We start from the raw sequence: 10,384 nt of genomic DNA, 5'->3' as shown, positions 1-10,384 counted from the left end.
GTGGTGCATGGTTGTCGTCAGCTCGTGTCGTGAGATGTTGGGTTAAGTCCCGCAACGAGCGCAACCCCTACGATTGGTTGCCATCATTAAGTTGGGCACTTTAATCGGACTGCCGGTGAGAAACCGGAGGAAGGTGGGGATGACGTCAAATCATCATGCCCCTTATGTCCTGGGCTACACACGTGCTACAATGGTTGGTACAGAGGGAAGCGAAGGAGCGATCTGGAGCGGATCCCAAAAAGCCAGTCATAGTTCGGATCGCAGGCTGCAACTCGCCTGCGTGAAGCAGGAATCGCTAGTAATCACGGGTCAGCATACCGTGGTGAATACGTTCCCGGGCCTTGTACACACCGCCCGTCACACCACGAAAGTCTGCAACACCCGAAGCCGGTGACCAAACCTTCGGGATGGAGCCGTCGAAGGTGGGGCAGATGATTGGGGTGAAGTCGTAACAAGGTAGCCGTATCGGAAGGTGCGGCTGGATCACCTCCTTTCTAAGGAGCCTAGCTTTCCATCACTGTTTGGTTTTGAGGGTTCAAGTTAACCCTTAGATTGCACCTTGAAAACTGCACAATGGGTAAAAGCATCAAAGGTATTAGGTCAAGCTACAAAGAGCGCACGGCGGATGCCTAGGCGCTGGATGCCGAAGAAGGACGGGGCAAGCACCGAAATGCCTCGGGTAGCCGCAAGCAGGCTTTGAACCGGGGATATCCGAATGGGGCAACCCACCGACCTTGCAAGGGGTCGGTATCTATGGCTGAATCCATAGGTCATAGAAGGTAAGCGGGGGAAGTGAAACATCTCATTATCCCGAAGAGAAGAAATCAACAGAGATTCCCTAAGTAGCGGCGAGCGAACGGGGAAGAGCCTAAACCCTGTAAATGGAGAAGCCCACAAGCGTTGTTTACAGGGGGTTGTAGGACCTACAGTTGTAAGTTGTGGCTTACACTCCAAGATACATCTGCTAGCCGAAGCGGTCAGGACAGACCCACCATAGGAAGTGAAAGTCTTGTAGGCGAAAGCAGTTGTATTAGGCAGTAGGTATCCTGAGTACTACGGGGCACGAGGAATCCCGTAGGAATCTGGGACGACCACGTTCCAAGGCTAAATACATCCAGCGACCGATAGCGAATAGTACCGTGAGGGAAAGGTGAAAAGCACCCCTGGCGGGGAGTGAAATAGAACCTGAAACCGTGTGCTTACAAACAGTAGGAGGGCGTTAAAGCCTGACTGCGTACTTTTTGTAGAACGGACCGGCGAGTTACTTGAAGTTGCAAGGTTAAGGGCCAAAGGCCCGCAGCCGCAGCGAAAGCGAGTCTGAAGAGGGCGGTATAGTAGCTTTAAGTAGACCCGAAACCGGGTGATCTATCCATGGCCAGGGTGAAGCCAGGTTAACCCCTGGTGGAGGCCCGAACCACGTTGACGTTTAAAAGTCATGGGATGAGCTGTGGATAGGGGTGAAAAGCCAATCGAACCCGGAGATAGCTGGTTCTCCCCGAAATAGCTTTAGGGCTAGCCTTAGGGAGTAAGTATTGGGGGTAGAGCACTGACTGGGCTAGGGGCCCAACCAGGTTACCGAACCCTATCAAACTCCGAATACCAATACTGTAAGCCTAAGAGTCAGGCTGTGGGGGATAAGCCTCATAGCCGAGAGGGAAACAACCCAGACCGACAGCTAAGGTCCTTAAGTACGGACTAAGTGTAAAAGGATGTGGAACTGCCTAGACAGCCAGGATGTTGGCTTAGAAGCAGCCATACATTTAAAGAGTGCGTAATAGCTCACTGGTCGAGTGGTTTTGCGCCGAAAATGTAACGGGGCTAAGTCCGTCACCGAAGCTTCGGAAGTGAGTAGTGATACTTGCTTGGTAGGGGAGCGTTGTCTGTGCATTGAAGCGGTACCGTAAGGAGCCGTGGAGCGCAGGGAAGTGAGAATGCCGGTATGAGTAGCGAGAGAGAGGTGAGAATCCTCTCCGCCGAAAGCCTAAGGATTCCTGAGGAAGGCTCGTCCGCTCAGGGTAAGTCGGGACCTAAGCCGAGGCAGAAATGCGTAGGCGATGGATAACGGGTTGAGATTCCCGTACCACCATTACACCGTTTGAGAGACGGGGTGACGCAGGTGGGTAGGTCATCACACGGCTGGAAGGGTGTGTCTAAGCGAGTAGGGTGTGAGGTAGGCAAATCCGCCTCACAGAAAGCCCAAGACGCGAATGGGAGCGAACTTAAGTAGCGAACTGACTGATCCCGAACTGCCAAGAAAAGCCTCTATCGAGGTGTAAGGGTGCCCGTACCGCAAACCGACACAGGTAGGCGAGGAGAGAATCCTAAGGCGAGCGAGAGAACCCCTGTTAAGGAACTCGGCAAAATGACTCCGTAACTTCGGGAGAAGGAGTGCCTGTAGACTGTGAGCTAGGAAGCAAAGCGAGCAGGAACAGGTTGCAGATGAGAGGCCCAAGCGACTGTTTAACAAAAACACAGGTCTCTGCGAAGTGGGAACACGATGTATAGGGGCTGACGCCTGCCCAATGCCGGAAGGTTAAGGGGACGGGTTAGCGCAAGCGAAGCTCAGAACCGAAGCCCCGGTCAATGGCGGCCGTAACTATAACGGTCCTAAGGTAGCGAAATTCCTTGTCGGGTAAGTTCCGACCTGCACGAATGGCGAAACGATTTGGGCACTGTCTCAACGGGGGGCTCGGCGAAATTGCAATACCTGTGAAGATGCAGGTTACCCGCAACAAGACGGAAAGACCCCATGGAGCTTTACTGTAGCCTGATATTGGATTTTGGTTTTGGATGTATAGTATAGGTGGGAGACGTAGATACCTGTGCGCTAGTATAGGTGGAGTCAGAAGTGGAATACCACTCTTCCAGGGCTGGGATTCTAATCGCATGCCGTGACCCGGCTGCGGGACAGTGTCAGGTGGGCAGTTTGACTGGGGCGGTCGCCTCCTAAAGCGTAACGGAGGCGCCCAAAGGTTCCCTCAGTGCGGATGGAAATCGCACTAAAGAGTGTAAAGGCAAAAGGGAGCTTGACTGCGAGACCCACAAGTCGAGCAGGGACGAAAGTCGGGCTTAGTGATCCGGTGGCTCAGCGTGGAATGGCCATCGCTCAACGGATAAAAGTTACCCTGGGGATAACAGGCTTATCTCTCCCAAGAGTTCACATCGACGGGGAGGTTTGGCACCTCGATGTCGGCTCGTCGCATCCTGGAGCTGTAGTAGGTTCCAAGGGTTGGGCTGTTCGCCCATTAAAGCGGTACGCGAGCTGGGTTCAGAACGTCGTGAGACAGTTCGGTCCCTATCTGTCGCGGGCGTAGGAGATTTGAGAGGATCTGTCCCTAGTACGAGAGGACCGGGATGGACGCACCGCTGGCTTACCAGTTGTCCCGCCAGGGGCACGGCTGGCACCCCAAGTGCGGAGTGGATAAGCGCTGAAAGCATCTAAGCGCGAAGCCCACCTCAAGATGAGATCTCCCACAGCGTTAAGCTGGTAAGACCCCTCATAGAAGATGAGGTAGATAGGCCGGAGGTGTAAGGTCAGTGATGGCTTGAGCTGTCCGGTACTAATGGTTCGAGGGCTTGACCTTAAGAGATATCGCATCATGTTGTGCAGTTTTGAAGGTATTTTCCTGGTGGCGATAGCGAAGGGGCCACACCTGTTCCCATTCCGAACACAGCAGTTAAGCCCTTCAGCGGCGATGGTACTGCCACATCTCGTGGTGGGAGAGTAGCTCGCTGCCAGGAACTATGTTCACCAGTCTCGCTCACAGTCAGCGGGACTGGTTTTTTTATTGCTTCTGCTCCATTTTTCCCCGGGCGCGCCTCCCTGGCCGGCGGCAGATGTGGTGTTACCGAGCTGTGAGGCGGAGCGACTCCGCCTCTTGTGGCTACTCTCCTTGGCCGGTATCTGCTGCCTCCCTGCGGCAACCGGGTTAGGTGGTGAACTCGGGCTCGATCCACTGCCTGCGCAGCTCCTCAGACCAGCGTTTGCTGCCTAAGGGAAGCCTGCGTTTACTGGGCCTTTTGACTCTAATTTGCAGTGAACTTTCGGGTCTGCGGCCTTTAGTGTACGCTTCCAGCATGGTTATGGTTACGGGCAGCACGGCGGTTCCCCCCTCAATTTCCTCTTTGCCTGCAGTATAACAAGTCTACAGTTTTTGGATAACGGGCCCTAAACCCATTTTGCATCGGGCTTGAGAAGTAGGTGAGGCTGTGGCCGGAGGCCCAGAGCGGTTAGCTCTCCGGGCAGGAGTTGTGGACCTACACGTGGAAAGCACTGCACGAATAGCATGCAGGGAGGTGAGGGTTATGGAGTGCTTGGTCTGCCGCAGGATCGTTGACCGGGACGGTTTGGAGTTTTGGGGAGCCACCATCTGCCCGAGCTGCCAGAGGAAGATGCTTGAGGTCACCGCCGATCAGCCTGAGTATGGGGCCTACGTCATGGCCCTGCGCCGCCTGTGGCGGAGGCAGCTCCAAGCAGCCCGTGACCGCCGCCTCAAGGAGGGGGAACACCTTGAACCAGAATGAAGCGCCTTTTTGGGAGGCTCTCACTGCCTACGCGCGGGTAGGGGTCCTTCCTTTCCATACACCGGGACATAAACTGAGGCCGGGTGCCTTTGCCAGGCTGGGGGAAGTCTTGGGCGAAGGCCTTTTTGCACTTGATCCCTCGGACATGGTGGAAGCCCCAGAGCTGGACCATGATTTCCTCAAGGCTCTGGCGCAAGCTGAGGAGCTAGCCGCGGAGCTGTTTGGGGCCCGCCGCAGTCTGTTTCTGGTCAACGGAACCACCGGCGGGCTGCACTACCTACTCATGCCTGTGAAGGGTTCCGTTCTCATCCCCCGGTTTTCCCACCAAGCTGTTTACTCCGCCCTGGTCCTAGCCCAGGGCAGGGCAGTCTACCTTCCCGCCGCTTTCGATTCCCAGTGGCTGATTCCCCTACCGCCAGCGGTGGAGGAAGTGGCCCAGGCTTTGGCCAGGGAGCAGCCGGAGGCCCTGGTCTTAACCCATCCCACCTATTACGGGACGGTTAGCAGCCTGGCGGAGCTGGCGCAGCTGGCGAAAAGGTACGGCACCCTGCTTTTTGTGGATGAGGCCCATGGGGGTCACTTCCGTTTTTCTCCGGCGCTACCCGCCACAGGGCTGGAGTGCGGGGCCGATGCCGTGGTGCAGAGCACCCATAAGACCCTAGGCGCCCTCACCCAGTCTTCCATGCTGCACTGCAACAACGATTTTTGGTATGCCAAGGTGGTACAAGCCCGCCAGGTGCTGCAGACCACCAGCCCTTCGTTGGTGCTGCTGGCTGTTTTGGACGAAGTCCGCAGAGTGCTGGCCCTGCAGGGGAGGGAGTTGGTGGAACGGGCGGTGGAATTAGGGAGGCGGTGCGCCCGGGAGCTGGCGGCACTACCTAACGTGGAAGTGGTGCCAGAGCATCTCAATGCGGATCCCACCAGAATTGTCTTTTCCCTGCGTGAGCTGGGCCTCACCGGGAAGGAAGTTGAGCGGATCCTGCGGGTGGATTATAATATACAGGTAGAGCTGAGCGACTATTACCATGTCTTAGCTTTAATTTCAGTAGGAGATACGCCCGAAAGCGCAGCACGGCTGGTACAAGCCGTGGGGGATGTGGTGGCACGCCGGGCCCACCTAGGTCGCGAGCCCTTGCCCCGTTACAAGGTGGAGTTTCCAGACCTACCCCCGGCCGCCCTCAGTCTGCGGGAGGGATTCTTCCAGGATAAGGAAGAGATTCCTCTGGCTGAGGCCGCGGGCAGGATCAGCGGAGGCTTTCTCACCCCCTATCCGCCGGGTGTACCCCTGATCGTTCCAGGCGAGGTCTTTACCCCTGAAATCGTGGAGTACGCCCTGTGGTGCGCCGGTTTGGGCTGGTCCCTCAGGGGGATGGCAGCAGAGCAAAAGGTTCTGGTATTAAAGGAGAACGGGAGTCTCTGCAGAACAGTACGGTAAGGAGAATCTGGTATGCGCAAGGGATTGTTCATAACACTAGAGGGTGTGGATGGGGTTGGTAAGACTACCCAGGCTCTGCTCCTCAAGGCCCATTTTGAACAGCAGGGGCATGAAGTTGTACACACGGCTGAGCCCGGGGGAACCGAACTGGGTAAGAAGATCCGCCAGCTGCTTTTGGACCCCAGCCACAAGGAGCTGTCTCCCATGACCGAGATTCTCCTCTACGCAGCCGATCGGGCGCAGCATGTGCACGAGAAGGTGCGGCCGGCTTTGGCCGCGGGGAAGACGGTGATCTGCGAGCGTTTTGTGGATTCGTCCCTGGCCTACCAGGGTTACGGTCTAGGACTTGAGCTGGAGGCCATTAGGGCGGTGAATCACTGGGCCACAGGGGGTTTGGTGCCCGATTTGACCATCTATTTGGACGCGGATCCCGCCTTTTGCCTGGCCAGGACCAAAAGGGATCGCATTGCCCAGCGCACGTTGGAATATTACAGCCGGGTGAGGGAGGGCTTTTTGGCCCTGGCTGAAGCTGATCCCGGGAGGTTTAAGGTAGTCTCAGCCCGAGGGACCCGGGAAGAGGTGGCTGCCCGGGTGCTGAGGGCCATGGAAGGGGAAGTTCTATGAAACTTCTGGTCACCATTGTGCAGGATCAGGATGTGCCTGCCTTGATTGAAGCCTTAATGGAAAACGACTTCCGCGCCACTAAGCTGGCCAGTACAGGCGGCTTTCTGCGGGCGGGGAACACCACGCTGCTCATCGGGGTGGAAGATGAGCGGCTGGATGCGCTGCTGGAGTTGATCAAAAAGACCTGCAAAGGCAGGCAGCAGAGCGATCCAGCTGTCTCCGTGGGAGGAGCCACCGTCTTCAGCGTGGATGTGGAGAGGTTTGAGCGGATTTGAGGGTCAGCAAGGCTGGTTCGCGCCGGGAAGGATCTGTGCTCAAAAGCCGCAGGCGGGCCAAGAGTTCCCCTGCCCAGCAGGCCTTTGGGGAAGTGCTCCGGGCGGAACAGGCCCAGGAGCTGGATCTGGCCGCCGCCCTGGCGGAGATCGATGGCTTCGCCCGGGAGCTGGTGAGAAGCCCAGTTTTGGCCAATCTAATCCGCTACAAGAAAAAGGTTCGGGAGCTGCTGCTCTTTTTGATGCGGCAGGCGTATGAAGTGCGGGAGAGCACTTTTTACGATCCCCAGGGGCGGCGGCGTTTGTTTATGGTGGTGGAAACGATTGACGAGAAGTTGGAAGAACTCACCCGGGAATTCTTGGCTAAGCAGGTTTCGCCCCTGGAGCTGGTGAGCCGCTTGGATGAAATCCGCGGCCTCCTTTTGGACCTGCACATTTGAGGTGTGTTACATGACCCTGGAGCAGATTATCGGTCAAGCCGTTCCAGTTGCCATCTTAAAGCGTGCTTTGGACACCGATTCCTTGGGACATGCCTATCTTTTTTCCGGTGAAGAAGGGGTGGGCAAAGAGACGGTGGCCAGGGCAGTGGCCCAGGAACTGGCCAAGAGAAAGGGCGGCCTTTCTACCCTGCAGGTTCTGGGGGGAGAGGGGTCCATCGGTATAGATGAGATCCGCAGCCTTCGTCAGCAGGCGGCCCTGGCCGCAGCAGGCAGTACGGTGTGGCTGATCCTCGATGCGGAACGTTTGACCATCCAGGCGGCCAATGCGCTGCTCAAGACCTTGGAGGAGCCCGTTGCGGGCACCCACTTCTTTTTAACCACCACCAAGCTCCAAAGCATGCTGCCCACCATTGTCTCCCGCTGCCAGCATGTCCAGTTCAGGCGCATTCCCGAGGAGGAGATCTGCCGTTGGCTGGCCCAGCGCAGCCAGCTCAGTCCCGAGGACGGGCAGATCCGCACCATAGCTAAACTGGCCCAAGGATCGTTGGGACGGGCCCTGGCTTACTTGGAAGGTCCGCTCTTGCAGGAAAGGAAGGCCATTATTGACAAGCTGATCAAAGTGCCCCGGGCCAGCTACGCTGCGGTACTGGGGCTCAGCCAGAGCTGGCCAGAAAACCGGGAGAAAATCGACCAGGAACTGGACGTGATCCTTGAGTGGCACCGCGATCTCCTTGCGGTGAAAAACCAGCTGGATCTTCCCCTGTACAACCCAGGCTATGAGCGGGAACTGCAGGAGATCAGTGCACTGTACAGCAGCGAGGCGCTGTTTGGGCTTGTTGAAACGATTCTAGACATGAAAAAGGCAATTGCTGGCAACGGTAGAATCCGCTTTTGTTTAGGCTATCTTTTGCTAATGATGAAAAGAGGAGCGTTGACTTAATGGTAACCGTGGTAGGAGTCCGGTTTCGAAAAGCCGGTAAGATATATTACTTCAACCCTGGAGACCTGCAGATGGCAGCCGGCGACGGCTGCATCGTGGAAACCGCACGGGGCGTGGAATTCGGCAGAGTGGTGATTGGACCGCGGGAGGTGCCGGAAGAGGAAGTGGTCCAGCCCCTGAAACAGGTGATTAGAAGCGCTACTTCCGAAGATTACCAGCGTGTGGAGGAAAACAAGCGGAGGGCCCAGGAGGCGTTTCAGATCGCCCTGCGCAAGATCGCAGAACATGGCCTGCCCATGAAGCTCTTGGAAGCGGAGTACACCCTGGATGAGAGCAAGCTCATCTTTTCCTTTACCGCGGATGGGCGGGTTGACTTCCGCGAGCTGGTGAAGGACTTGGCCTCCATCTTCCGCACCAGGATTGAACTGCGGCAGGTGGGGGTGCGGGATGAAGCCAAACTCATCGGCGGTCTGGGCCCCTGCGGGCGGGACCTCTGCTGCGCCACGTTTTTGGGCGAGTTCGAGCCTGTGTCCATCCGCATGGCCAAGGATCAGAATTTGTCCTTGAACCCTTCCAAGATCTCCGGTTTGTGCGGCAGGCTCATGTGCTGCCTGAAGTATGAGTGCGAGGCCTATCGAGAGTTCAAGGAGACCTTCGGAGAAGGCGTTCCAGAGCTGCTGCCCGAGGAGTTCTATGAAGATGTGGAATCCGAAGACGACTATTACACCGAACTGCTGCAGGTGGACGGCGTAGCGGAAGTGGATTACCAGCTCATGGTGGAGGCGGCGGAAATCGAGCGGGTTGTGGCGGAGGAGCCTGAAGAGCCTGCCAAGCGCAAGAAATCCCGCTCCAAGAAGCGCCGCTCTTCCAAGGGTTCCAAGAAGAAGGAGCGGAAGGCCAAGGACAAGGAGCCCAAAGCGGAAGAGGCCGCGGCCGAGGCTAAACCTGCCGCCCAAGCCAAAAAGGCGCCGGGCAGCAAGAAGAAAAGGCGCCCCAGGCGCAAAAAGCCCAAGGCGCAACAGGAAGCAAAGGCTGAGTAGCCATGCTCTATGTCTGTCCAACCCCCATCGGCAATTTGGAAGATATTACCCTGCGGGTCCTCCGGGTACTGCAGGAGGTTGACCTGATCTTGGCGGAGGACACCCGGCGCACAGGCCAGCTCCTCCGCCACTTTCAGATTGCCCGTCCCGTGGAAAGCCTCCACGAACACAACGAAAAAGAAAAGACGGCGCAGATCCTGGAGAGGCTGCGGCAGGGCCAGCGCCTTGCCTTGGTGAGCGATGCTGGCATGCCGGGCATATCCGATCCAGGCGCCTTCTTAATTAAGGAAGTGATTGAGGCTGGACTTCCCCTGGAGGTCCTGCCGGGTGCCAACGCGGCCCTCTTGGGCTTTTTGCTCAGCGGACTGCCCAGCCCCCACTTCCTTTTCTTTGGCTTCCTCCCCAGCCGCAGCAGGGAGCGCCGGCGGGAGCTGGAAAAGCTGAAGGACCTGCCCTATCCCATCATCTTTTACGAGGCGCCCCACCGCCTCACAGGGATGCTCCAGGATGTGCTGGCGGTTTTGGGCGATCGCCGGGCGAGCATTTCCCGGGAGCTCACCAAACTCTATGAAGAAACCAGGCGGGGCAGGCTCAGCGAGCTTATGGACCACTTCCAAACAAACAAGCCCCGGGGTGAGTTTGTGATCACCGTGGCCGGGGCGGAAGAGCAGGCGCAGGAAATAGACGAAGACGATATCCTTCGGGCCCTGCAGCGGCTTACCGCAGGGGGACTCAGTCGCAAAAGCGCCGTTAAACGGGTGAGTGAAGAATACCGCCTTCCCAAAAACTACGTCTATGATTTAGCCTTACGGCTTATGCTTGAAGATTAGCTCTGCACTTCCGGCAGATGCCCTTTTCCATGTACTTCTCCACGTCCTGATCCGATCCGCAGAAAATGCAGACCGACGAATACTTACGCAGAACGATGTTGTCTTCCTGCACAAATATCTCCAGGGGATCCTGTTCTGCAATGCCCAAGCTGCGTCTGAGCTCTATCGGTAACACGATACGACCAAGGTCATCAACTTTGCGGATAATGCCTGTGGACTTCATGATCTCCCTCCTCACCTCGATCATAAAAAAACTTTTTTTGGCACATTTCATTATAC

At 56.8% G+C, this 10,384-nt stretch carries 10 protein-coding genes and 3 rRNA genes; 11 read left to right on the top strand and 2 right to left on the bottom strand.

Annotated features, from left to right (window positions below; all coding sequences use genetic code 11):
* The 3 genes from ACE4YL_RS01080 to rrf all read left to right on the top strand — a co-directional run.
* Positions 1-494 (top strand): 16S ribosomal RNA (locus ACE4YL_RS01080); the annotation flags it as partial.
* Between the two features lie 104 nt (positions 495-598).
* Positions 599-3,584 (top strand): 23S ribosomal RNA (locus ACE4YL_RS01075).
* 41 nt (positions 3,585-3,625) lie between these two features.
* A 5S ribosomal RNA gene (gene rrf / locus ACE4YL_RS01070) occupies positions 3,626-3,741 on the top strand.
* 188 nt (positions 3,742-3,929) lie between these two features.
* Here the strand turns inward: rrf and ACE4YL_RS01065 are convergent.
* Complete coding sequence (locus ACE4YL_RS01065; RefSeq protein WP_461358671.1) at positions 3,930-4,100, bottom strand: hypothetical protein; 171 nt, start codon at positions 4,098-4,100, stop codon at positions 3,930-3,932.
* 205 nt (positions 4,101-4,305) lie between these two features.
* On the opposite strand from ACE4YL_RS01065, the gene ACE4YL_RS01060 reads away from it, so the two are divergent.
* Genes ACE4YL_RS01060 through rsmI form a run of 8 tightly spaced genes read left to right on the top strand, consistent with a single transcriptional unit; the run spans position 4,306 to position 10,105 of the window.
* Positions 4,306-4,524 (top strand): sigma factor G inhibitor Gin, encoded by a 219-nt coding sequence (locus ACE4YL_RS01060; protein ID WP_461358670.1) that lies wholly within the window; start codon positions 4,306-4,308, stop codon positions 4,522-4,524.
* Positions 4,511-5,959, top strand: coding sequence for an aminotransferase class I/II-fold pyridoxal phosphate-dependent enzyme (locus ACE4YL_RS01055; protein WP_461358669.1), 1,449 nt, complete (start codon positions 4,511-4,513; stop codon positions 5,957-5,959). Before ACE4YL_RS01060 ends, ACE4YL_RS01055 begins: the two co-directional genes overlap by 14 nt.
* Positions 5,960-5,971: 12 nt before the next feature.
* Positions 5,972-6,583, top strand: a complete 612-nt coding sequence (tmk, locus tag ACE4YL_RS01050) for a dTMP kinase (protein WP_461358668.1) — start codon at positions 5,972-5,974, stop codon at positions 6,581-6,583.
* Entirely contained in the window at positions 6,580-6,858 is a 279-nt protein-coding gene (locus ACE4YL_RS01045; RefSeq protein ID WP_461358667.1) for a cyclic-di-AMP receptor, read from the top strand. Before tmk ends, ACE4YL_RS01045 begins: the two co-directional genes overlap by 4 nt.
* Positions 6,855-7,295 (top strand): YaaR family protein, encoded by a 441-nt coding sequence (locus ACE4YL_RS01040; RefSeq protein WP_461358666.1) that lies wholly within the window; start codon positions 6,855-6,857, stop codon positions 7,293-7,295. Before ACE4YL_RS01045 ends, ACE4YL_RS01040 begins: the two co-directional genes overlap by 4 nt.
* Before the next feature lie 10 nt (positions 7,296-7,305).
* On the top strand, positions 7,306-8,235 hold the full coding sequence (locus tag ACE4YL_RS01035) for a DNA polymerase III subunit (protein ID WP_461358665.1): 930 nt from the start codon (positions 7,306-7,308) through the stop codon (positions 8,233-8,235).
* A complete protein-coding gene (locus ACE4YL_RS01030) occupies positions 8,235-9,275 on the top strand; it encodes a PSP1 domain-containing protein (RefSeq protein WP_461358664.1) in 1,041 nt (346 codons plus the stop codon). The genes ACE4YL_RS01035 and ACE4YL_RS01030 overlap by 1 nt, the downstream gene beginning before the upstream one ends.
* A 2-nt stretch (positions 9,276-9,277) precedes the next feature.
* Positions 9,278-10,105, top strand: coding sequence for a 16S rRNA (cytidine(1402)-2'-O)-methyltransferase (rsmI, locus tag ACE4YL_RS01025; RefSeq protein ID WP_461358663.1), 828 nt, complete (start codon positions 9,278-9,280; stop codon positions 10,103-10,105).
* Here rsmI and ACE4YL_RS01020 read toward each other — a convergent pair.
* Positions 10,089-10,328 carry an AbrB/MazE/SpoVT family DNA-binding domain-containing protein gene (locus ACE4YL_RS01020; RefSeq protein ID WP_461358662.1) on the bottom strand — a complete coding sequence of 80 codons (240 nt, stop codon included), beginning with the start codon at positions 10,326-10,328 and terminating at the stop codon, positions 10,089-10,091. The two genes, rsmI and ACE4YL_RS01020, sit on opposite strands and share 17 nt — an antisense overlap.
* Between the last annotated feature and the right edge of the window lie 56 nt (positions 10,329-10,384).

The organism is Candidatus Darwinibacter acetoxidans (genome assembly GCF_041936445.1).
In the GTDB taxonomy this organism is placed as follows: Bacteria; Bacillota; Limnochordia; order Darwinibacteriales; family Darwinibacteriaceae; genus DTU010.
The sequence above is the reverse complement of the archived record's forward strand: the minus strand, read 5'-3'. Positions and strand labels throughout refer to the sequence as shown.

Coding starts and splice junctions, on each gene's coding strand:
- ACE4YL_RS01060 (WP_461358670.1), top strand. CDS start 4,306: ATGGAGTGCTTGGTCTGCCGCAGGATCGTTGACCGGGACGGTTTGGAG.
- tmk (WP_461358668.1), top strand. CDS start 5,972: ATGCGCAAGGGATTGTTCATAACACTAGAGGGTGTGGATGGGGTTGGT.
- ACE4YL_RS01045 (WP_461358667.1), top strand. CDS start 6,580: ATGAAACTTCTGGTCACCATTGTGCAGGATCAGGATGTGCCTGCCTTG.
- ACE4YL_RS01035 (WP_461358665.1), top strand. CDS start 7,306: ATGACCCTGGAGCAGATTATCGGTCAAGCCGTTCCAGTTGCCATCTTA.
- ACE4YL_RS01030 (WP_461358664.1), top strand. CDS start 8,235: ATGGTAACCGTGGTAGGAGTCCGGTTTCGAAAAGCCGGTAAGATATAT.
- rsmI (WP_461358663.1), top strand. CDS start 9,278: ATGCTCTATGTCTGTCCAACCCCCATCGGCAATTTGGAAGATATTACC.
- ACE4YL_RS01020 (WP_461358662.1), bottom strand. CDS start 10,328: ATGAAGTCCACAGGCATTATCCGCAAAGTTGATGACCTTGGTCGTATC.